We start from the raw sequence: 23,737 nt of genomic DNA on the forward strand, positions 1-23,737 counted from the left end.
AATACTAACCGGAATTAATCCAGTTTATTGTATTTTTTCATTAAATTTTCATAAGTTCCCTGTGGAAGAATCCATTTCAAAGGAACTCCTATTTTCTGGCCGAATTTTCCAAAATAATAATGGGCTTTCCACTTATTTTTTGTCAGAAGGTTTTCAATATATTCTGCGACTTCTGATGGTTCTGTTCCGTCACCGACATGAGAATTCATCAATGCATACACTTTATCGAAGACACTTTTATAAGGTTCGGAAACTTTAGTTCTTACCCTGTTTTCTGCAATATTGGTTTTGATGTCTCCTAAATGGAGAGAGCATACATCGATATTCCAGGGATATACCTCATAACGCATTGCCTCAGTAACCTTATCCAAAGCCGATTTCGAAGCCGAGTAAAATCCTCTGAATGGCAGTCCCATTTCACTTCCGATACTCGATATATTAATGATTTTTCCGAATTTGTGTTTACGCATTACAGGCATTACTGCACTCATCATCTGAACAGAGCCTACCAGGTTAAGGTTGAACAGCTTCAGGATATCTTCTTTCGAAGAATCTTCTACAGCTCCTACCATTCCCATCCCGGCATTATTGATCAGCACATCAATTCTTGTTTCTGTTTTTAAGATTTCAGTTATGGCATTGCCCACTGCTGTGTTATCTGTAATATCGGTAGGAATAGACTTGAAATATTGACTTTCAGTATGTTTTCTGCTCAATCCATATACATGATGTCCTTTCTTTCCCAGATATTCTGCTAAAACGAAACCAATTCCTGATGAAGTTCCGGTGATGATAATGGTCATTTCTTTTTATTGCTTTTAGAATTGTTGTTATTCATATTTTCCGGCTACTGATTATTGACAAGTTTTTTATATTCCTCATCAGACAGCACCGGACTCGTATTTTCAGCAAATGTAAAAAAAAGAATAATGAACTCTGTAACTTATTCTTCCTGAAAATACAGACTAAAGATAAGTACCAATAGGTGGATAGATTGATACACACTTTTGTTATAGGGATAAAACTTAAAATAAACTTAACCTTAATGATGTAGGGAATACGTAATTAATGTTTATTTTATCAATATTTATTTGATATGTAGTGTTTTATGTGCGGGTTTTAACCGATTGAAAAACTATTTCTTAATAGAAATATAAAAAAATGTTAATAACCCTAAGGAGTATGCTGTTCTAATTTTGCATCCGAAATCAAAAGCATGAAATGACTGTACTGAAAACTCCTGTCTCGGTGGCCTATTTAACAGGCCGCGGACTACTAATCGGCGCACTGTGTATGTCTCCGGTGTTGCTATCTCAGAAAAAAGACAGCTTAAAAGAAAAATCAATCGATGAGGTCGTCGTCGTAGGATACGGAACACAGAAAAAGAGTAAAGTATCCGGTGCTGTTTCCGAAGCTTCATTAGATAAGCTCACTTCAAGATCACTATCCGGCATCGGTGAGGTCCTTCAGGGAAAAGCTCCGGGAGTAACCGTTGTTAACGAGGGTGGAGATCCAAACGGCTCCCCGAAGGTAAATATCCGTGGTTTAGGAGGAATCAACGGTGAAACCCCACTTTATGTGGTGGATGGTGTGGTGTTTAACGGAACTCCGGCTATTAACCCTAATGACATTCAGGATATATCCGTACTTAAAGATGCTTCTGCAGCTATTTACGGAGCAAGATCTTCCGGAGGAGTAATTCTTATAACCACAAAAAGGGGGAAGAAAGGATTGCTGACCGTAGATTTTGATGTGAAGTATGGTGTTAATAAAGCCTGGAGGTTGAAAGAATCATTAAATGCTGCTGAATTTCAGGATGTGATGCGTCAGGCCTTTGAGAATGCAGGTAAACTAAGCAGCTTACCTTTGGCATTTAATGCGGATAAATATCCGGATGGAAGAGTAACAAGGACCGACTGGATGAAAGAAATTTTTCATACGGGAACGATCCAGGAATATAATCTTAACGTAAGTGGGGGAAGTGAAAAATCCCGTTTTTTTGTTGGGATGAACCATAGGAATCTGGAAGGAATATTATTGAATACCCAGGCAAAACGATATAATTTCAGAGTTAATTCTGAGCATAAGATCAAGGATTGGTTAACCATCGGAGAAAATATGTATTATAATTACTCAGACGGAAATACCGCGGATACAAAAAGTGGATATACAGGGGCATTGGTAGCCGCGATGTATTATCCGCCAAATGTTCCTGTATATACTCCGACGGGAGCCTTTTCAGGATTACCCATTGATGTGGCTGGAGGTTACGGAGATATGATCAATCCGGTAGCCTATCTGCAAAGAATCAGCATAAGAAATCCTACCCATGAAATTCTCATCAATCCTTATGCTGAGGTTACTTTAGCTAAAGATCTTAAGTTCCGGTCGAATTTTTCTCAGACATTTAAAATATGGACCATTAAGAATTTTACGTACAGAGTTTTGGAAGTAGGAAAGATTTTCGATACCAACAATCTTGAGTATCAGTCCAACAACTCTTCGACAGCCCTTGCAGAACAGCTTCTTACGTATAAAATAGCTCTTGACAAGCATAATTTTGATTTTCTGGGTGGTTTTACATTTCAGAAAACAATTGATGAAGGTTTCCTGGCGAAAGCCTATGATTTCCGAAGCGAAGTAGAAGTTTTTCAACACCTTCAGAATGCTGCGGATACCAATAAAGATGTTTCCAGTTATAAATACCAGCAATCCCTGATATCCTATCTTGCCAGGATCAATTATGACTATGCCGGTAAATATGTGATCAGTGTATTGGGAAGAAGGGATGGATCATCCTTAGTTGCGAAGCAAAACCGATTTGCCAATTATTATGCTCTTTCAGGAGCCTGGGTAATGTCCAGGGAAAATTTTCTACAAGACATTTCCTGGCTCTCAAGCTTAAAATTAAGAGGCAGCTACGGGATACTGGGAAATCTAGGAGGGATTTCACCTCAGGCTGTTAATCCTTTAATGATCAGGGATAATAATGTGATTTTCGGGCAGGACCCTTCTCAAAACATTGCATATTATGCTACTACCAGACCAAATCCGAATTTGAAGTGGGGAAAATCGGAACAGACGAATTTTGGATTGGATGCTTCTTTTCTTAAAAACAGCCTTTCTTTACAGTTTGATTATTTTACCAAAAATTCCAAAGACCAGATATTCAATGTAAGTTTACCAAGTACCGCTACCTATAATAACCAATATATAAATGCTGGTTTATTTCAGGATAAAGGCTATGAGTTGGGAATTAACTATAACAGCAGAAGTACAGGAGACTTTTCCTATTCAATAGGAGCAACATTTAGTCAACTAAAAAATACGGTGAAGCAGCTGGCCGATGTTAATGAGATTTTTATTAACAGCAATGGAGTGCGTGGAGTACTGAAACCCACCCGTATAAGGGTAGGAGAGTCTTTGTATTCCTACTACGGATACAAAACCGGAGGCATTTTCCAAACACAGGAAGAGATCAATAATTATAAGGATGCGAACGGAAATCTCATCCAGCCCAATGCTAAGCCGGGAGACATCAAGTTCCTGAAAAAAGAAGGAAATACAGGAGTGCTGAATAATGATGATTTTGTAAATCTCGGAAATCCCTATCCCAAGTTTTCGTACGGACTTTCCTATAATATGACCTGGAAAAATTTTGACCTCAATGTATTTTTTCAGGGAGTGTACGGGAATAAAATTTTCAACGGACTGAAGTTTATTTCATTAAATCCGGGAGGAACAGGACAGAACTACAATATGGACAGGGAAATTCTTAACGCATGGACACCACAAAATACCAATACGGATATACCTAGACTCGTTCAGGGAGATCCAAGCGGGAATTACTCTAAAGTATCGGATTTCTACGTAGAAAATGGGTCCTACTTAAGACTGAAAAACCTTACCATCGGTTATTCCTTGCCTAAAGAATTGTATGGAAAGCTTGATGTCACAAAGCTGAGAATTTATATAACAACAAATAATTTGTTTACCATCACCAAATATACAGGTTTTGATCCGGAAGTGGGAATGGATACTTATGGAGTGGATACCGGAAGATATCCTCAGGCTCGCTCATTTATTTTCGGGGTGGAAATAGGATTGTAATTTTTTAACACTAAAAAAAGAAAAGATGAAATTTTTAAAAAATATATTTTGGATATCAGGGATTGCAGTTGTGCTTTCATCCTGTACAAACGAGTTAGATGTTCAGCCGGAAGGAACACCTACCGAGGCGAGTTTTTGGAAAACAGAGAATGACCTGATCACCGGAGCTAATGCAATGTATAAGCCTTTGTCCGATAGTGAATTTTATGGGAGAGGTTTATTCTGGTTCATTAATGCCAGCGATGATATGGTTACAGGAAGATCAAAAAGTGAAGCCGATAATGCAAAGAATTTCAGCAGTAATTATATTGCTGCAGGTGATCTAGAAACTCAGTGGAATAAAAGATACAATGTAATCGGTGTTGCAAACCGTGTCATTCGGAACATCGATAATATTCAGACTACAGCTGCTGTAAAAAATAAATATCTGGGAGAGGCTTTATTTATGAGCAGCCGGATGTATTTTGAATTGGCATATAACTATGGAAATGACAAAGCTGGAGTTCCTATTATCGATAGAAATAAAGAAGCCGATCCTAATCCGATCCCGAGAGCGGCCAATGTAATGGAGAACTACAATTATATTGTAACCGATCTTAAGAGGGCCGCAGAATTATTGCCTGCACAGGAAGAACTGCTGGCAAAAGACTTCGGAAGACCTCACAAGGTGGCTGCATGGGCACTTCTGGCGAAAGTGTATTTATTTATGAAAGACTGGCAAAATGCTGCATTTTGGGCGAATGAAGTAATGACAAAAGGAAACAGAAATCTACTGAATAATTACGCTGATGTTTTCAAAGCTGAAAATAATTATAGCTCGGAATATATATGGTCTATACCGAGTACCCCTAAATTTAATTCGGTAGGAAGTATTCTTCCTGGCGTTATGCTTGAAAATAAAGGATGGGGATTGTATAATGGTTGGGGATATTTTCAACCTACCAAAGAATTATATGATGAATATGAAGCCGGAGATCTAAGAAGAAGTGCAACAATTCTGAAATTGGGAGATCAGTTCACGTTTAACGGAAGTGTAAGAACATATGCTTCTATCAATTCCCTTACAGGATATCAGTTTAATAAATATATGGATGCATTTAAGTACGCATTAAACAGTGGGCATGTAAGCGCTAATGGAGATTATCCGTGTACCGACCTTGCTGTTCCGATTATGCGTTATGCTGAAGTTATTTTGATCAAAGCAGAAGCAAAAATTATGATGGGACAGAATGCGGACCAGGAAATTAATATGATCCGTAACCGTGCAGGATTGGCCTCGAAAAACGGATGTACATTGGCTGACCTGAAGCACGAAAGACGTTGCGAATTGGCGGGTGAATGGGCTGACAGGCACCGGGATCTTGTGCGTTGGGGGGATGCTCAAAGTACTTATGCACAGCCTTTACATGGAATTAATGGACAGGTAGTATGGGCTGCCAGAAATTTCAATCCTTCGGTTCATAATGTGTGGGCAGTGCCACAGGTTGAAATCGTGAACAGTCACGGGATCATCAAACAAAACCAAGGCTGGTAAAACTTTAGCTAATAATGATAAACTATACCATTGCTGAAACTATGCAGTGGTATAGTTTAAACTTTTATTTTTTATGGTCATCATTGGTTTCAGATTGAAACGAAGGGATATTGAATTTTTTATCTTGATAAAGATGAACAATGCAAAAATAGAAATCACAATTTAACAGATTGCCTTTTGCTTTCAGTCTCTAAACCCTTTAAACAGGTCTTTTTAAAATATTATGAAACAAATAAAAATATGGGCTTTGTTAGCCACCGCCATTTTTTCACAAAATCAGGCACAGAATTATCTGAACTATACTGTAAGCAATGCGCACTCACATAATGATTATGAACAGAAAGTACCATTCTGGGAGGCATATTATGCAAACTTCGGTTCTGTTGAAGCAGATGTTTTTCTTGTTAATGGCAAGCTGTGGGTAGCCCATACAGAAAAAGAATTATCTCCTGACAGGACATTGGAAAGCCTCTACCTGGACAATATTTCAAAACAAATCAAACTCAATAAAGGAAAGATTTATCCGGATTCTTCTAAAAAACTACAATTGCTTATTGATATTAAGCAAGATTATAAAACCAGTCTCAATGCTTTGTTAGCAACGTTGAAAAAATATCCTGAGATTACGGGTAATTCCGGAGTCAAAATTGTAATAACCGGTAACAGACCTCAGCCTTCTGATTTCAAAAATTATCCGGATTATCTTTTTTTTGATGGGGATCTTGATAAAAAATATACTTCTGACGAGCTTGGAAGAGTAGGACTGTTCAGTGCAGATTTGCAGGGGCTGGTAAAGTGGAATGGAAAGGGAATCCCCAGAGATGAAGAAACCGAAAATATAAAAAAGGCAGTGGAGGCTGCTCATGCCCGGCAAAAGCCAGTACGTTTTTACGGAGCTCCGGATTTCCCTAATGCATGGGTGAATTTTATAGATTTGGGAGTGGATTACATCAATACCGATCACATTCCCGATCTGAAAAAATTTCTCAATACCATTCCTAGGAATTTTTATAAAAATACCAAAGAATACGCTACATATGCACCTACCTACAAAACGGATGGAGTGGTTAAGAATGTTAAAAATGTGATTCTTTTAATTCCGGATGGTACCTCTTTGTCCCAGTATTATGCTGCCTTTACAGCGAATAAAGGAAAGTTAAATGTATTTAATATCAAGGCTACTGGATTGTCTAAGACCAATTCGTCCAATGCTTATATTACGGATTCTGCTCCGGGGTCAACAGCATTTGCTACGGGAGTGAAGACGAAGAATACCTTCGTTGGAGTTGATGAAAGAGGAAATTCTATTGCACAAATTCCGGATATCATTGCCGGCCAGGGAAAGGTTTCAGGATTAATTTCTACCGGAGACGTCACAGATGCTACACCCGCAGATTTTTATGCACATTCAGATAACAGAAATAGCTCGGAGCCAATCCTGAAAGGCTTTGTGAATTCCAAAACCAAGATTCTGATTGGCGGTCCTACCAGTGGATTGACGCCGGATAATGTTTTGAAAATTAAAGAAGCAAAAATAGATACTTACCAGGATCTAAAATCTGTGAAGAAAATTAATAACCGAACATTGATCATTGATCCTCTTGCTTCAAAAAGAATAACCGAAGGAAGAGGAAATTGGTTAGCTGATGCCTTTGACCTTACCCTCAATGATCTAAAAGAAAATAAAAATGGATTTTTCATGATGGTTGAGGCATCCCAAACAGATGGCGGTGGACATAGTAATAATATTGAGCAGCTTGTTACAGAATTATTAGACTTCGATCATGTGGTAGGAAAAGCCATGAAGTTTGCGGATGAAAATAAAGAAACATTGGTGATTGTTGTAGGGGATCATGAAACCGGAGGACTGACACTGCTTGACGGAAGTCTTAAAGAAGGATGGATTTTCGGAAATTTCAGCACCAATGACCATACTTCCATTCCATCTACTGTATTTGCTTATGGCCCCAATTCTAAAGAATTTACAGGATTGTTTGAAAATACTGAGATCTTTAGTAAAATACTCAGCGCGTACGGAATAAAGAAATAAAGCTTTTATTGGAAATAATGTAATAATCATTAAAAAAGTAGCAGCCTTTAATCAATAAAGGCTGCGATTTTATTTTTCAGTTTTTTTAAGAAATCTAGTTGAAGTTAGTTTTAATAATCAATTCTGAGAGTTCCGCACTGACAAAATCTATTGGCATTATTCCGTAAGTTCCCTGTGGACTGTTCTGAAATAAAGTTTTAAGTTTAGGATTAATAGTATTGGAAACTGTAGGAATACTGGGAATTCCAAATATTAAGGGTTTATAACCACTTGTAAAATTAATAAAAAATTTACTGCTGGTATCATTTTTAGCCTCATTGTAAAGAGCAGAAATCTTATTCCATTTATCATCATTATTACTTACCTGATAATAATCCTGAACTTTTAATGAAGCATTGGGATTATTGATTTCAAAGGTTGTATTATCTGCCCATGATGTAGCATCAATTCCTTTAGCTGTTTCTGCTGAAAACCTTCTTAGTAATTTTATTTTTCCTCTCACAGATCCTAAAGTAGGAATATGAGTTCCAAGATCCCATCTTGAAGGGTTTTTCTCGATGTAAGAATCAAATGTTTTCTCAAAGGTTCTTGTTGTATTCGAAGCATTATATTCTTCTTTTACAGACATGATGATGGTCTCTGTAGGATGACTGTCTAAAAATGAGTAGCATGCATTAAGAACATCATCAAAATTTAAATTCTGATAAATAGCACCATGATGGATAGCAAAAGAATTATCAATATGTCTGCAACGGATATCCAGAAAACGGACTCCTGCATTGAGTTGCTCGCTGATGGTAAGGTTTTGGGTCTTTGCCGTACCACTGTTCGAAGGAACCTCTCTCATTGCTCCTGAATCGTGAGTGCCGGGGATAGAAATTTTAGAAAGGGAAGTATTATCCTCTAATCCGGACATCCAGTTGCTGATACCAATAGTGGCCAGAGTAACTTTACCGGTATTCTTTGCCTGAATACTGAAGTTCTTATCATCAGAGTTCATAGCGGTTAGATTTTCTGAACATGAAGAAAGCATCGTGGAGGTAGCTGTAATACCGAGAAGGAGAATCGCAAGATGTCTCACATTAAATTTGGACATAGTTTAAGTATTTTTATTTAAACCTAAAATAAGCATATATCTATTATAAGGGAGTTAAATGAATTTTAATAGATAATTAAGTTATGATGTTTAAATGTAGAAATTCTCCTAAAAGGCAAAAATTCCAGAATTGCTGAAATTGCAAAAATCGTCTGTTTTCTAAATTAACTTGAGTAGCGTATTGTCCATATAAACACAAAACGACGATCTGATGAAAGGACCGTCGTTTTGTGTTGTCGTTTGAAATATTCTTTACATTACGATATAAGAATTGTGGAAAGATCTTTCCAGAACATAGGATACGATTTTTCAACCACATTTTCTTCCTCTATAGTAAGCTCTTTGATCAGGCAGAATGGAGCAAAACTCATGGCCATCCTATGATCCTGATAAGTTTTGATCGAAATATTTTCTTCCGGTTCTCCAAAACTCACTGATTCGATTGTGAAATCTGTAATTTCAGTTTCAGTTCCTATTTTTTTTTAGTTCGTTATATAAAGCCTGTAATCTGTCTGTTTCCTTAACCCTTAAGGTTCCAAGACCTGAAATGGCGAAAGGAATTTTTAATGCAGCTGCCGTTACACAAAGAGTTTGCGCAATGTCGGGGCAGTCGTTCATATCCAGTTCAATTTTTTCCGGAAAAGAAAAGTTAGGATCAGCCTTTAAAGTAATTTTATGTTCTTCTTTCGAAAAAGTCGTTGTAATTCCAAAGAACTTCTCATAGATGTTTGCTATTGCAGAATCTCCCTGAGTGGATTGTTTATAGAAGCTTTTCAGATGAATAGTCTTTCTTCCCAATGCACAGATAGAGTAGAAGTATGAAGCAGAGCTCCAGTCACTTTCTACTTCATAATGGATAACAGAAGATGGGTTTGCAAAAGGTTCTACTTTAATCACATTGCCTGTAAAAGTAGCTTTAATGCCAAATCTGGTAATAATATCAAGCGTCATTTCAATATAAGACCTCGATGTGATATCGCCGACAAGATTGATCTCCAAACCATTTTCCAGCTTCCCTGCAATAAGAAGTAAAGAAGTAATAAACTGGCTGGAAATATTGGCAGGAACATTCACCACAGATTGTGTGATCCTCTTACCCTTAATTCTTAAAGGAGGAAAACCTTCGTTCTCCATATATTCAATATCTGCTCCCAGATCACGCAAAGCATTGACCAAGTTTTTGATAGGCCTTTCTTTCATTCTTCCGGATCCGGTAAGGATAGTATCCCTGCCCTCGAGGATAGAAAAATATGAAGTAAGAAAGCGCATGGCGGTTCCGGCATGATGAATGTCCACCACTTCAGAATTTTCTGATAAGGCTTTCGTAAGCATTTCTGTGTCCTGGGAATTGGAAAGATTTCCGATTTGTATGTTATTAAACAGGCTTTCCAAAATCAACAAACGATTCGAAATACTTTTCGAACCGCTGATTTGTATGGTTTGATCTCCTTCTAATTTTGATTTCTCTAACTTCATTGTTTCTATAGGTTTCAGATTTCAGACATCAGATCCCAGACGTTTATTATCTGTTATCATCAACGTACTCTCTGTTTCAATTTTATTATTCTGATAAGACTCAGTCTTTTAAGACCAGATGATAAGCTAAATAAGCCTTACCCATTGCATCTGAATCTTTACTTCAGTTTTTCATTATTCTGATGGCGGTCTTTATCGCGATCCGTTTTTATCTTCATTTTTTTGTCGAAAGCTTCCTGTAGATTTACCCCTGTTTGATTGGCAAGGCATAAGGTTACAAAAAGAACATCCGCCAATTCTTCACCCAAATCTTTGCTTTTGTCACTTTCTTTTTCACTTTGCTCACCATATCGCCTCGCGATAATTCTAGCCACTTCACCTACCTCCTCTGTCAACATTGCCATATTGGTAAGTTCATTAAAATAACGGACACCAATTGTTTTTATCCATTCATCAACCTGCTGTTGTAAATTCGTTATTTCCATTACTGATAAGCTCCAAGAGTTGGTTGGGTAGTTCTTGATACATTGGCTATATCTGTTGGAACCGTTGCTGCTACTGCAACATTTCCTTTATTTTTAGCCGGGGAGGTAGTCTTAACTCTTAAATTCTGATGAGCAATAAAATAATTGACAAATTGCGGGTCTTCATTTTTTAAACTCTGAATGACATTAGTATTGCTGTCAAAGTTAAAGCCGGCTTCCGAAGTGTTTGAATACTTTAGCAGGCAGTTTTGGAACTGAAAATTAAATAACTGTCCTGGAGTTTGTTCAAAATTAATTGAATTATCCCTGTCGGAATATACAATACTGTTTCTCACATTAAGCTGTAATGCGCCTTGTTCTGTTTGCCCAGCATCATTTTTCCACTCATTGGTAGCAAAAATTCCGTTACGGTTGGAAGAAGAAAGCGTTTTCGAATAATTGGCTATGGTAGCGTGTGTATAGTTATGGTTTCCTCCTTTAAAAATACCTATTGCAGATTCCCCGCAGTTATTCATAACAAGATTTTTTCCATTCACTGTTGAATTTACAGCATATATACCATATTCCTGAAATGTATGAATAAATGAATTGCTGATTGTGGCATTCGTCTGCTTCATCTCCAGTCCTCTTGTTCCTCCGAAAAGTCTTCCGTAATTCATATTGAGGGTAGATCCTGCTTCCATACGGATTGAATTCCAGTTTTTAGGAATAGTATCATAGTACGGATCATTCCTGTCACCCCGAAGAACAACCTCATTGTTCAAGGTTCCGTTTATATTTAATGTAGCACCTGTGCCTACTTTCATTCCGCTGTTTTTATGGAAATATACTTTAGTTCCGGGTTGAATATCCAGGGTAACATTCGGATTTATCGTAAGGTCACCATAAATAATCTTCGCTTTTGTGTTACTCCAGGTTGTATGATTACTGATCACATTAGGGTTGGTTGGAGTCTGGATAAAGAATTCAGCATCCTGAACCACAGAAAATAAAGTGACATGCTGTTGTCCCGCTGGACTTGTAAATATCACACGGTCTTCAGCAATAGCCTCCGGACCGGTAGCTTGTGGGGCAATTTCAACAAAAATATAAAGACTGTCTTTTTTTCTCAGGGGAACATCTTTAAAATCGTATCCTGCCTTTCCGTCTACATTGATTTTATATAAAGAAGCTGCTCCTTTTTCAAGATTAATTCTGGGAATAGAAATATCTTTGTCTTCATTATTATATACTTTTACAACATAAGTTTCAGAGCGGACCTGGTGATAAACCGTATCACAAAACACAGTGTCCCTGGAAAATCTTAATTGCTGTGAAGGAGCATCAAAGCTGATATCATCTTTATTACATGATACCGCCATCAGAAGCATCCAGAAAGAAAAAGCCAGTAATAATTTGAATTTCATCGAAATTAAAGTTTAATATAGATTCCAAATTTAACGAAAATACTTTAAATTTCTTATCAAGAAAAAAATATTGGACTAGCTATTTGGATATTAGAAAAAATATTGTATTTTTGCAGCCTAAAATTAGCAGAGAAATATCCATTACTATTTCGAAAGCAAACTTTAATTTTTTTAAAAATTGTATTATGAAAAACGGAATTCACCCAGAAAATTATAGACTTGTTGTTTTCAAAGATATGAGTAACGACGAGGTGTTTCTTTGCAAGTCTACTGCAGAAACAAAAGACACTATCGAGTATGAAGGACAAGAGTACCCTTTGATCAAAATGGAAATCTCTTCTACTTCTCACCCTTTCTACACTGGTAAAGTAAAGTTAGTAGATACTGCTGGTAGAGTAGATAAATTTATGAACAAATACAAAAAATTCGCTAAGTAATTTTTTGACATTTAAAGATATTAAGGTCTTCCAAAATTTTGGAAGACTTTTTTTTTGAGCTGAGATTCTTTTTAGGAGCTTTTTCCCGCTATCCACTCATACTCCTAACGCCAGGGCTAATCCAATACTTGTTGCGGGGTATCCGTTTCTATCGGGGCTAGATTAATTAATAATAAATGATAATTGATAGACAGTTGTCAATATTATAAATTAACAATCATATTTTTACAAAAGCCTACAAGGATTCATGAAACAAATGCAAAAATCTGTATGAATCTGAGAAGATCAGAGGTCTAAAATATAATATATAGTAAGTAACTAACAATGCTCACTTTGATCATTAAAAAACAGATTTCTACCGAAATTGCAGCGGTCATTTATTAAAAGATAAGATCAGCATTTATGCTCGCACTTCATACCTCGGATCACGCATCCCCGAAATACCTTTTCTGATTTCTCATATGTTTTTGTATTTTTGTTCTGAGTAGAAATAAGGAGCTCATATCCGGAAAATAACACCACCACAAGTACGGTATTACTTCCATTTTCAAGCCTTTGATTTCTAACTTCTAACCTCTAACTTCTTAAAAATGCAATTAGTATTTTCAGATGCACAATATTGGGAAGACTTTCTTCCCCTTACTTTTACCCGCCCCATTGCAGAAATGCGTTGCGGAATCCTGACATTTTCAGAGAGATGGCAGAAATTATTGGAAAACTCTGAAGTTTCCTATTTCACAGAAAATTACCTTCAGGAAAAATTTAAAAACCCGGAAGAAAAAGAAAGTCTTTTTCTCGTTACTAATTTTCTACCTACTGAGCAGGTCCTGCAACAAATAAAAGACCTTAAGCAAGGTGAAGCTTTAGTATACGAAGACGAATTGATTGCGGCAAAAATCAATATGAAAGGGTTTTCCCTGAATCAGATTGAAAAAATGACTGATATAAAAGAAGAACTTGTTTTCTTTAAAAAACCTAAAGACCTGTTTACCTATAATCATAAGGCGATTGATTTTGACTTTGATCTCCTTACCAAAGGAAGAACCTCTCAGGAACTTTCCTCCACCAATGGATTCTTAGGAGATAAAAAAGATTTATTTATTGAAGAAGGGGCACAGATAGAATTCTCAACACTCAATACAAAAACCGGAAAGATTTATATCGGAAAGAATACGGAAATAATGGAAGGCTGCCATCTTCGTGGTCCTATTGTCCTTTGTGATGATTCTAAATTTAATCTGGGGGCAAAAATTTATGGTGCAACCACCATTGGACCTCAGTGTAAAATAGGAGGAGAGGTTAATAATATTATTGTATTCGGGTATTCCAGTAAAGGTCATGAAGGATTTGTTGGAAATTCGGTAATCGGGGAGTGGTGTAATTTTGGAGCGGATACCAATTCGTCAAATATGAAAAATAACTACGGAACAGTAAAATTCTGGAGCTACAGGACGAAGGCATTTGAAGATACAGGATTACAGTTTGCCGGGCTGATCATGGGAGATCATTCCAAGACAGCAATCAATACCCAGCTGAATACAGGAACTGTAATTGGTGTCGCTTCCAATATTTTTAAAGAAGGTTTTCCTCCTAATCTCATAGAGAATTTTTCCTGGGGTGGATTTAAGGGAGATGAACGATTTAAATTGGATAAAGCTTACGAAGTGGCAGAAAGGGCAATGGCAAGAAGAAAAGTGGCTCTCACAGACGAAGATAAGAGGATTTTAAAATATATTTTTGACAGCTATTAACCCTGATTATAAAAAAAAAACTTCATTTTTTTGAAGTTTTTTTTATTTTGTGATGTAATAGAATTTAATTTTTGATTGTCTTACTCATAGAAACAAAACTTATGACCCAAGAGACCTTTAAGAATACGGTGTTTATTCTCAAAAACGAGATGTATCGTTTTGCGAAGAGGTTTGTCATGAGCAGTGATGAAGCAGAAGATGTGGTGCAGGATCTTATGGTAAAGTTTTGGCAGAAAAGAGAAGAACTGGAGCAATTCGGAAATTTAAAATCATATGCATTAAAATCCGTTCGGAATGAATGCCTTAACAGATTGAAGCATCATGATGTGAAGGCTGGTTTTGCAGATATGCAGATTCATCGGTCGGAACTTTACAGTATGGATATTAATAACCTTAAAGAACATATTATAGGATTTATTAATGAACTTCCTGAAAAACAAAAGATGGTTATCCATTTGAAAGATGTAGAGGAATATGAAGTATCTGAAATTTCAGAGATGCTGGAAATGGAGGAAAATGCAGTAAGAGTCAATCTTATGCGTGCAAGACAAAAAGTAAAAGAACAAATCTCACAACTGATGAATTATGAACAACGATCAATTTCAAGATAAGTACGACGAAATCTTCCGTGGTATGAAGGAAGAAAAGATGAATTGGGATTTTGAAGATTTTCTTCAAAAAGCAGAAGGTATAGATAATGATGATCATAAGATCATTCCTCTGGAAAAGAAAAAACCTTCTTTCCCCAAATGGTTCTGGATGGCTGCAAGTGTAGTATTGCTTGTAAGTGCAGGATTGATCTTCAATTACTACCAAAATGTTCCGGTAGCAGACCAGTCAAAATTGGTAGAAAACCAGATCAAGCAACAAAAGCAGGATTTCATTGAAGAAAATCATGAACCAGAACGACAGGTCGCTGTAAACAGTGCAGACAGTATTGCAGCAATAAAAAGTGATTCTGTCTTTCAGAGAAACACAGTTGCGGAAAAAGATGTTCTGGATGAGATTCTTCCTAAAAGAGGAAGACTGAAAAAAGAAGTAAGACCAAAATTTACAGATAATTCTTCTTATAGAAAATTGAATGTTGCTTCGAAAGATTCTACAGGCTACAATAACAATTATGTTATTGTAAACGGAAAAAGGATCGATAATGTTGAAGAGGCTATTAATGTGACTAAATATTCATTTCAAATATTTGCAAATAATGTTAGCGAAAAGTTAGTACAGCCAAAAGTAATGGATGATAACTATTAACAAAAAAAAGAGATTACTCCCTGATCAGGTATTAATTATCAGCTTAAAATTAAAAATTGACTCATGAAAAAAATATTGATAATATTCGCACTTGCCTTCTCCCACTTCTTTACAGTATATGGGCAGGATGACAAATTCGATAAACTTTTTGAAAAATACCAGCAGGTAGAAGGTGTAACTTCTATTAAAATTGCAAAACCCATGTTTGGGATGCTTAGCAGCCTGAATATCGATGATTCTCAGCTGGATCAGATCAAACCATTATTGACAAAGATTAATGGATTAAAGATTCTGATTACAGAGAGCCCTGAAAACGTAAATTCTCCGGGAGGTAAAAAAATACAAAGTAATATCTCCCAGATCAATAAAGATATTTCTACCTATTTAAATAATCTGAACTATAGCGAAGTGATGAGCGTGAATAGTAAGGAAAACAAAATAAAATTTCTATCTTCAGGAGCAAAAGAAGGAATATTGGATGATGTCCTGTTGAGTATTGACAGTGGTGATGGCGGGAATGTTTTAGTAATGCTGGATGGGAAACTATCAATGGATGATCTCAGTAAGATTATAAAATCCAGTGAAACAAAAGTAAGCTCGAGTACCAATACTACACGAAGCAGCTTTACTTCAGAGAGTAGTACTTCATACCTTAATGGTGAAGCAAGAAATGTGGGTGAGTTCTCAGGAATTCAGGTGAGCACGGGAGTAAATCTCGTTTATAAGCAGGAAAGCCCGACAAGTGTAAAGGTTATTGCAGATGCGGATAAGCTTCAATATGTAATCACCAAAGTAGAGAATGGTATTTTAAAAGTTTATGTTGACAATAAGGGCGAACGAAATGTCAGATTTAAAAACTTAAGTGTAAATGTTTCTTCTCCAAGAATGAGTAGTGTGAAAGCATCTTCCGGAGCAAACTTTACAGCAGTAAATCCGGTAAAGGAGAACCGTATGGATATTGATGCTTCATCAGGATCTACAATCAAAGGAAAATTTAATGTTTCTGGTACCACAGACGTGAGTTCTACTTCAGGAGCCAGTATAAAAATAAGTCTTAATACTTCGTCCGTCGTTGTTAAAGCTTCAAGTGGGTCAGATACCATACTTGAAGGGCAGGCAACTTCCGGAGTTATTGATATAAGCAGTGGTGCATCTTGTAAAGCAGAAAACTTAAGATTAAGTGAATTGGAAGTGGAATCTACATCCGGATCCAGTCTTACCATCAATGTAACGGATAAGCTTAAGGCTAAAGCATCTTCCGGAGGATCCATTAAATATAAAGGAAATCCGAGAATTGACTCCAATATCAGTAAGGTTTCCGGTGGAAGTCTGAGATCCATAAACTAAACCTGATGACCATGAAAAACTTACGAACCATTTTGCTTGCAGCTTGCACGGTATTTTTGCTTCAGTCTTGTGTAGTGTCACACAAACCTAATATGGAATTCTTTTCGGACTCAGGCTATGATTTTAAAGGAGCAAAGTTTGAAAGCGTCAATGTACCCATGTTCCTGGCAAAACCTTTTATCAGAAAAGCATTAAAAGAAGAAGAGGATGGTGAGGCTACCGCTCAGTTGGTAAAGAAAATATCAAAAATAAAAGTATTGACGGTAGAAAACGGAGATCAGGAGATGTTAGCAGATTATGCAAGATATCTTAATAATAACAATTATGAAGATTGGGCGACCATAAAACATAATGGAGATAATGTAAATGTTCGTGTAAAGCAATCCGGGGAAACCATAAAAAATATGCTGATCACGGTAAATTCAGATAGAGAATTGGTATTCGTGGATGTAAAGGGGAATTTTACTCCGGATGATATTTCAAAATTCATTAATTCAGCTTCAGATAAATAATTTATTTTTAACAATAAATTATTTACATGGAAAAATTAATCAGAGAAGTGCGTATGCTGAAGATATATGCAGCATCGCTTACAGTAGCTTTTGTTCTTTTGTTTTTATTGGCTTTTAAAAGCAGCAATGATCACCAGAGGTTCGAAGAAATTGATGTTGAAAGAATTAATATTGTCGAAAAAGACGGAACACTCAAAATGGTAATCAGTAATAAAAAACGACAGCATCCAGGATTACTGAATAACAAACCTCTTAAAGCAAGAGAAAGGGAAGCCGGACTGATTTTCTTTAATTCTTTAGGTGATGAATGTGGAGGATTGGTATATGATGCCGATGAAAAAGGTTCAGGAATGGTATACTCTGTAGACCAGAGGAAAACGGATCAGATCATGCAACTTCAATATAGTGAAGGTACTGGGGCGGATAAAAAAAGATCATACGGACTCAAACTTTGGGACAGACCGGATGATTTCCCGCTCGAAAAAGTAATAAGGTTTGATGATTCTTTACAAAAGCTTAATGACCCAATAGCGATGAAGAAAGCTTTTGCCAAATTGAAGGAAGAAGGAAAATTGGGGAGTGAGCGTTTTTTCGCCGGAAAAACAGCGAATGGCGATGTAGGACTTTTTATACGGGATGATAAAGGACGCATACGTCTTAAGATCTATGTAGATAAAAACAACCAGACGCATATAGAGAGTGTCGACGAAAAGGGACAGGTCACGGCTAAATAAAAAAATATATTATATTTAGTTCATATAACTCATTTTATTTTGTACAAACCGCTTTTTATATAAGGGCGGTTTTTTGATTTAACTTATTGATTATTAATTTTTATTTAAACTATTAAAAAGGATTTTCATATCTCACTAAAATAGCCTAATTTTGCAAAGAAAGTAAAGATGTCTATTCATAACAAAATTGTAGAGACAGCCATCACTTTCGATGACGTTCTTCTAGTCCCTTCTTATTCAGAAGTTTTACCTAACCAGGTATCATTAAAATCAAGACTTACCGATAAAATTACCCTGAATGTTCCGATAGTATCTGCTGCGATGGACACAGTTACTGAAGGCGATCTGGCTATTGCACTAGCAAGAGTTGGTGGACTTGGTTTCATTCACAAAAATATGACGATCGCAGAACAGGCGGCACAGGTAAACCGTGTGAAACGTTCTGAAAATGGAATGATCTCTGATCCTGTTACCCTTTCAAAAGATCATACTTTAGCTCAGGCTAAAGAAATGATGTCCAAATATAAAATTTCTGGTTTACCGGTTGTAGATCCAAATAATGTTCTTATTGGGATTATTACAAATAGAGATGTTAAGTATCAGGAAAATCTTGATATGAAAGTTGAGGAGATCATGACGAAAGAAAACCTGATCACTTCCGATAAAAACACCAATCTTGAAAAGGCTAAAGAAATCCTTCTTAAGAACCGTGTTGAAAAACTTCCTATTGTAGACAAAGACAATAAATTGGTAGGATTGATTACGATTAAAGATATCGACAATCAATTGGAGTATCCTAATGCGAATAAAGATCAGAATGGCCGCCTTATTGTAGGTGCCGGAGTAGGAGTAGGAGAAGATACCATGGACAGGATTGCAGCGCTGGTAAAGGCAGGTGTTGATATTGTGGCAATTGATTCGGCTCATGGACACTCCAAAGGAGTTTTAGATAAGATTTCTGAGATCAGAAAAGCATATCCGGATCTGGATATCGTGGGAGGAAATATTGTGACTGCTGAAGCTGCAAAAGATTTGATCAAAGCAGGAGCAAATGTTCTTAAAGTAGGTGTTGGCCCGGGTTCAATCTGTACAACCAGAGTAGTAGCAGGAGTTGGGGTTCCTCAATTATCTGCGATATATAATGTCTACGATTATGCTAAATCTAAAAATGTAGCAGTAATTGCTGACGGTGGAATTAAACTTTCTGGGGATATTGTAAAAGCTATTGCGAGTGGAGCAGGAGCGGTAATGCTTGGATCTCTTTTAGCAGGAACTGATGAAGCTCCGGGAGAAGAAATTATTTTCCAGGGTAGAAAGTTCAAGTCTTACCAGGGAATGGGAAGCCTTTCGGCAATGAAGAGAGGAGGAAAAGAAAGATATTTCCAGAGTGAGGCTAAAAAATTCGTTCCTGAAGGAATTGAAGGTAGGGTTCCCCACAAAGGAAAACTGGAAGATGTGATTTTCCAGTTAACCGGTGGACTTAGAGCAGGGATGGGTTACTGTGGAGCAAAAGATATTGAGGCTTTACAGAAAGATACAAAAATGGTCATGATCACAGGAAGTGGATTGAAAGAATCTCATCCGCACGATGTGATTATCACACAGGAAGCTCCTAATTATTCTTTATAATAATTTTAAGTTTATACAATAAAAAGACTATCTCATTCTGAGATAGTCTTTTTTATGATTTTGATATCACTTCATAAGGTTTGGTGTTTTGTGAATGAAGTGAATAAATATACCGAATCAATCAATTTTGCACAGCTTATAGAAAGAATAGCATATTTTAGATGATTTTAAACTAAGAAATTAGGTCAATGAATGAATCATACGTTCCGTCATAATCTTCCCATTTTTGTCCATTGACGAAAAAAGATGGAGTGCCGTTTACTCCACTGCGTACACCGCCTTCAAAGTCAGCCTCAATCTTTGCCTGAAGTTCTTCGGTGTTAATCTCATTTTCGATTTTATTCACATCCAGTTTCAGAACTTTTACACACTCTTTGAGTAGTGCTTCGTTCAATATATTTTGATTATCATAGATGAGGTCGTGCATTTCCCAGAATTTTCCTTGTTTTCCTGCTGCCTCGGCAACTGTTGCGGCTGCCATGGCATATTCATGGGTATCAGTCAAAGGAAAGTTCCTGAATACAAATGCTACATCATCACTGTTTTCCTGAACAAATCTTCTTATTAAAGGAAAAGCGTGTCCACAATACGGACATTGATAGTCACCATATTCTACTAAAACTATTTTCGCGGTATCTGGATTTCCCTGAACGTGGTCGTTAGGACCAATGGGAATTCTTAAAGTAGACATAAATATTATTTTTGTTTTAAATTTTCTAAAGCATCAATGATTCCGTCAGCTCCTGGATTAATTCCATCGGGTGATAAGTAGCTCCACTGGATGATTCCTTCAGGATCAATAACAAATAGTGCTCTTTGTGAAGTTCCGTTTTCTTCATTATAGACGCCGTAAGCTTTTGAAACTTCTCCCTTGGGGTTGAAGTCTGCCAACAGGGGGAAGTGTAGTTTTCTGTTTTCCATGAAAGCATCATGGCACCAGGCGCTGTCAACAGAAATACCCAGGATATCTGCATTATATTTATGAAAAATGGAAAGCATTTCATTATATAGGCTCACCTGATCACCACAAACCGGACTCCAGTCTGCAGGATAAAAAACTAAAATCAGGTTCTTTCCTAAAAAATCAGAACGTTTTAGTTTCTGGTCGGGAGTGGCATGGAGCTCAAAATCCGGTGCCGGGGTTCCTTGTTGTAGTATCATATTTTTGTGATTAGTTGTAATTCTTTGAATGAAAAACTAAAATTAGGAATAAGAAATTAATTCATAGCCGATAACGACTTAAATTATTGTTAAAATAAGACGCAGAATGTTATTTTATTCTGGCATACTTAAATTTCTTTTTGATAACCTTATTAAGAAATGTCCCTTTAGAAGTAAAAGCTTTGAATTGATCAACAATGATCTGGGGTACTTTCAAATAATCATAAACTGCTCCCGACTGATATACAATTCTTAGTATTTCAGTTTCCGGAAAATATTCATAACTATGTACAACTGAGGAAGGCATGGTTTAGTAACTGCAAAAAATATTCCTATTGCTAATATTGATTCACGAGTTTCTCTTGTAGAAAAATTTGGCATAAACAAAAAGCCAATTTCACAGAATTGGCTTTTTTTATGTAATATTTTAATATAATTAATCAGTACTAGAATATAATTAATACAAGCATGAATTTCTAAACCCTTTTGGTTTTGGCCCAATCTTAAACTCTTTGGTAGGAGCTCTTTATACTCATTTCGAACAAATACATCTGGCCAGCCTGCTACAGCAAAGCTTATAAAATATAATTATTATGAAATTTCTAATTTCTACTCATCACTATATGTTTTAAGTAAAGATAGAAAATGAGATCGTTCATTGAAAGAAACTAGAAGAAAATGCCACACGAAAGGATTCGTGCGACAGTTGGGACTGTCTAAATATTGCTATTTGATCTGAACACAAAACCCTCGCAAAAACGGTGGGTTTTGTGTTATCTACCAACGCGAGCATCTCGCTTGTATTAGAGAACGGGCTCATTGAACTCCTATATTATTCTATATTGCATTTATACCTATTTTTATAATTAATGATGAAAGCTAAATTTACAGTACTGTTGGAAAAAGTTATAAGATGTGTATAATTTTGAATATTTAATCCAAAAGCTAAATTTATTTTAGCTTTTTGAGCCTTCATAATGTCCGAAAAATTTCCTGAAAAAGTATAATGATTATTATTTATTTCAAGGACACTTGAAAGCTCTACACATTTGAAATAGCCCTTATTAAAAGGAGATTTTTGTTCAAAATTTTTACAATATAAAATTTCAGTTTCAAATTCCATATTCAAAGTTTCGTCATCAAAAAGCAAGACTTCTAATTTAATTTGATTGTTCTTATAAAAATAGTTTTTTAGTTCTGAATCGCCCGTTTTTGAAAAAATATTTTGTATTTCTTCTGTAAAATTTTTCATAAATTTATCTACCTAAATTGAAATATGACATAAATTCGGATGCTTGTCCTCTATTATTGATTTTGTTTTCTAAAAATAAATGTCCTTTTTGACCATTAATATTGTAATTCAAATGTGGAAAAGTAGAACTTCCTACTCCTTTTCCCCAGTCACCATGCCCCCAATAAACTTGATCTCCAACCTTATTTTCCCATCCAATCCATTTACCTGATCCATCGTAAATTCTTGTTTTGGAAGAACCTAGTGCTTTTGCTCCAAAATTTTTGGCATCATTGACGTCCTTAAACAAATAATCAACTTTTAAAACCCCTTTTTTAGTTACACCATTACTAATAATTATTCCTTTTTCAGCTGCTAATGCATCTAAAACACTATTAACTTTACTTAAGTTTCCATGTCTAAGTTGTATTGCAAGTGCCATTAGTTGCACAGAAGCTACAGCTCCTTGAGTCTCTTCATCCTGATAACTCATATAAGTATCAAAGGTAGCCCAACTAGCGGAAGCTAGTAAGTTACTTCCTCCCATTCCAAATGTTATCATCGCAAATCCTAGATTTTTTTCAAATTTTTCAGTTGCAAGGGCTGCTTTACTTCCTCTAATTGCTGAAGCTAATCTATCTTGAGAAGCATGATATGCATCAATATTATTAATACCCATGAATGAAAGTGAGCTCGGCTTTGTATAAGTCATAACAACTTCTTCAATAGGTTGTCCTCCTTTAGGCCCATATATTTTTTTAGGATCTGGATCTTCCCCGATCATACCTGTCGGATCATTGAATCTAATTGGATTTCCATACACATAAGAATATGGACTAAATCGAAATTGTAATTCGCTTAAAGGATCGTGTGTCATCCATCTACCAATATCCGGCATATAGAACCTTGCTCCATAATCATACATTCCAGTTTCAGTCTGTAACTCTTTGACGTTGTACTTATATTGATACGCTGGATTTCCAGCTAAACCATTATACCCTTCATGTTTCAACCCAAACGGATAATAATTATTTTCTTCAATAACCTCTATTCCTGTTGTACCCTTCTGATAACTCAATCTTACATTTCCTAAGTGATCTGTATAGTTGTAAATGTACTTATTTTTTACAAAATCGTAATAACCTTCTGAAGTGGGAATAAACTGTAGTATAGGACTAGGAGGAGTACAGCCCGCACATATTTCTCCGTTTACTAAGTTATATTGAAAACCATCTAAATATTCTGTTTGATTTATTCCTATTACCAAACTCCCTGACAAACTCTTTTTAAGTTTCACTCCATCTGCTCGATAAAGATAACTATTTGTTGTACTGAATTTACCAATTCCGTTTGTTATACTATTGGGTAAGTTCAGATAATTATATCCAATCGTTGTGATGTCCTTATCCTTATGGCTTGTCATATTTCCATTATTATCATAAGTAATTTCATTTGGAGTTGCAAAATAAGGATATCCTGATGAATTCTGAGAAGCTTCTGCGACTTTTGATAATCTGTTTCCAG

Annotated in this window: 20 protein-coding genes and 1 pseudogene; 11 read left to right on the forward strand and 10 right to left on the reverse strand. The window is 36.2% G+C overall.

What is annotated here, in order from left to right; genetic code table 11:
• Positions 1 to 14: 14 nt before the first annotated feature.
• Entirely contained in the window at positions 15 to 803 is a 789-nt protein-coding gene (locus ACJ5H0_RS22585; protein WP_273649832.1) for an SDR family oxidoreductase, read from the reverse strand.
• A 418-nt stretch (positions 804 to 1,221) separates the two neighbouring features.
• Between ACJ5H0_RS22585 and ACJ5H0_RS22590 the strand changes: the two genes are divergently transcribed.
• From ACJ5H0_RS22590 to ACJ5H0_RS22600, 3 genes are all read left to right on the forward strand, one after another.
• Positions 1,222 to 4,110, forward strand: coding sequence for a SusC/RagA family TonB-linked outer membrane protein (locus ACJ5H0_RS22590; protein WP_411252124.1), 2,889 nt, complete (start codon positions 1,222 to 1,224; stop codon positions 4,108 to 4,110).
• A gap of 25 nt (positions 4,111 to 4,135) precedes the next feature.
• Entirely contained in the window at positions 4,136 to 5,644 is a 1,509-nt protein-coding gene (locus ACJ5H0_RS22595; RefSeq protein ID WP_345991626.1) for a RagB/SusD family nutrient uptake outer membrane protein, read from the forward strand.
• A gap of 223 nt (positions 5,645 to 5,867) precedes the next feature.
• On the forward strand, positions 5,868 to 7,694 hold the full coding sequence (locus ACJ5H0_RS22600) for an alkaline phosphatase (protein ID WP_411252125.1): 1,827 nt from the start codon (positions 5,868 to 5,870) through the stop codon (positions 7,692 to 7,694).
• Positions 7,695 to 7,788: 94 nt separating this feature from the next.
• Here ACJ5H0_RS22600 and ACJ5H0_RS22605 read toward each other — a convergent pair whose 3' ends face one another.
• From ACJ5H0_RS22605 to ACJ5H0_RS22620, 4 genes and pseudogenes are all read right to left on the reverse strand, one after another.
• The gene (locus tag ACJ5H0_RS22605; protein WP_411252126.1) at positions 7,789 to 8,790 is read right to left on the reverse strand and encodes a phosphatidylinositol-specific phospholipase C; all 1,002 of its coding nucleotides are present in this window, start codon (positions 8,788 to 8,790) and stop codon (positions 7,789 to 7,791) included.
• A 257-nt stretch (positions 8,791 to 9,047) separates the two neighbouring features.
• Positions 9,048 to 10,266, reverse strand: a pseudogene (locus ACJ5H0_RS22610) (3-phosphoshikimate 1-carboxyvinyltransferase).
• Between the two features lie 158 nt (positions 10,267 to 10,424).
• Entirely contained in the window at positions 10,425 to 10,751 is a 327-nt protein-coding gene (locus tag ACJ5H0_RS22615; RefSeq protein ID WP_034678907.1) for a nucleotide pyrophosphohydrolase, read from the reverse strand.
• Positions 10,751 to 12,157, reverse strand: coding sequence for a hypothetical protein (locus ACJ5H0_RS22620; protein WP_411252127.1), 1,407 nt, complete (start codon positions 12,155 to 12,157; stop codon positions 10,751 to 10,753). The genes ACJ5H0_RS22615 and ACJ5H0_RS22620 overlap by 1 nt, the downstream gene beginning before the upstream one ends.
• Positions 12,158 to 12,342: 185 nt before the next feature.
• Between ACJ5H0_RS22620 and ACJ5H0_RS22625 the strand changes: the two genes are divergently transcribed.
• From ACJ5H0_RS22625 to guaB, 8 genes are all read left to right on the forward strand, one after another.
• Positions 12,343 to 12,594, forward strand: coding sequence for a type B 50S ribosomal protein L31 (locus ACJ5H0_RS22625; protein WP_002976190.1), 252 nt, complete (start codon positions 12,343 to 12,345; stop codon positions 12,592 to 12,594).
• Positions 12,595 to 13,184: 590 nt separating this feature from the next.
• Complete coding sequence (locus ACJ5H0_RS22630) at positions 13,185 to 14,345, forward strand: GlmU family protein (protein WP_273649809.1); 1,161 nt, start codon at positions 13,185 to 13,187, stop codon at positions 14,343 to 14,345.
• Between the two features lie 101 nt (positions 14,346 to 14,446).
• A complete protein-coding gene (locus ACJ5H0_RS22635; RefSeq protein WP_172280942.1) occupies positions 14,447 to 14,956 on the forward strand; it encodes an RNA polymerase sigma factor in 510 nt (169 codons plus the stop codon).
• Positions 14,931 to 15,599, forward strand: a complete 669-nt coding sequence (locus ACJ5H0_RS22640; protein ID WP_172280941.1) for a hypothetical protein — start codon at positions 14,931 to 14,933, stop codon at positions 15,597 to 15,599. Before ACJ5H0_RS22635 ends, ACJ5H0_RS22640 begins: the two co-directional genes overlap by 26 nt.
• 63 nt (positions 15,600 to 15,662) lie before the next feature.
• The gene (locus ACJ5H0_RS22645; RefSeq protein ID WP_411252128.1) at positions 15,663 to 16,946 is read left to right on the forward strand and encodes a DUF4252 domain-containing protein; all 1,284 of its coding nucleotides are present in this window, start codon (positions 15,663 to 15,665) and stop codon (positions 16,944 to 16,946) included.
• An 11-nt stretch (positions 16,947 to 16,957) separates the two neighbouring features.
• On the forward strand, positions 16,958 to 17,458 hold the full coding sequence (locus ACJ5H0_RS22650; protein ID WP_172280939.1) for a DUF4252 domain-containing protein: 501 nt from the start codon (positions 16,958 to 16,960) through the stop codon (positions 17,456 to 17,458).
• Positions 17,459 to 17,484: 26 nt separating this feature from the next.
• Positions 17,485 to 18,192: a hypothetical protein gene (locus ACJ5H0_RS22655; protein ID WP_411252129.1), complete on the forward strand. Its 708-nt coding sequence runs from the start codon at positions 17,485 to 17,487 to the stop codon at positions 18,190 to 18,192.
• 168 nt (positions 18,193 to 18,360) lie between these two features.
• The gene (gene guaB / locus ACJ5H0_RS22660; RefSeq protein WP_172280936.1) at positions 18,361 to 19,821 is read left to right on the forward strand and encodes an IMP dehydrogenase; all 1,461 of its coding nucleotides are present in this window, start codon (positions 18,361 to 18,363) and stop codon (positions 19,819 to 19,821) included.
• A gap of 172 nt (positions 19,822 to 19,993) precedes the next feature.
• On the opposite strand, the gene ACJ5H0_RS22665 is transcribed toward guaB, so the two are convergent.
• The 5 genes from ACJ5H0_RS22665 to ACJ5H0_RS22685 all read right to left on the reverse strand — a co-directional run.
• Complete coding sequence (locus tag ACJ5H0_RS22665) at positions 19,994 to 20,512, reverse strand: DsbA family protein (RefSeq protein ID WP_411252130.1); 519 nt, start codon at positions 20,510 to 20,512, stop codon at positions 19,994 to 19,996.
• Positions 20,513 to 20,517: 5 nt separating this feature from the next.
• A complete protein-coding gene (locus tag ACJ5H0_RS22670) occupies positions 20,518 to 20,982 on the reverse strand; it encodes a redoxin domain-containing protein (protein ID WP_411252131.1) in 465 nt (154 codons plus the stop codon).
• 109 nt (positions 20,983 to 21,091) lie between these two features.
• The gene (locus ACJ5H0_RS22675) at positions 21,092 to 21,289 is read right to left on the reverse strand and encodes a KTSC domain-containing protein (RefSeq protein WP_411252132.1); all 198 of its coding nucleotides are present in this window, start codon (positions 21,287 to 21,289) and stop codon (positions 21,092 to 21,094) included.
• Between the two features lie 525 nt (positions 21,290 to 21,814).
• Positions 21,815 to 22,234 carry a hypothetical protein gene (locus ACJ5H0_RS22680; RefSeq protein WP_411252133.1) on the reverse strand — a complete coding sequence of 140 codons (420 nt, stop codon included), beginning with the start codon at positions 22,232 to 22,234 and terminating at the stop codon, positions 21,815 to 21,817.
• A 4-nt stretch (positions 22,235 to 22,238) separates the two neighbouring features.
• The coding region (locus ACJ5H0_RS22685) for an RHS repeat domain-containing protein (protein WP_411252134.1) at positions 22,239 to 23,737 on the reverse strand (1,499 nt) is incomplete at its 5' end.

The sequence above is a fragment of the Chryseobacterium proteolyticum genome (assembly GCF_046591535.1).
GTDB lineage: Bacteria > Bacteroidota > Bacteroidia > Flavobacteriales > Weeksellaceae > Chryseobacterium > Chryseobacterium proteolyticum.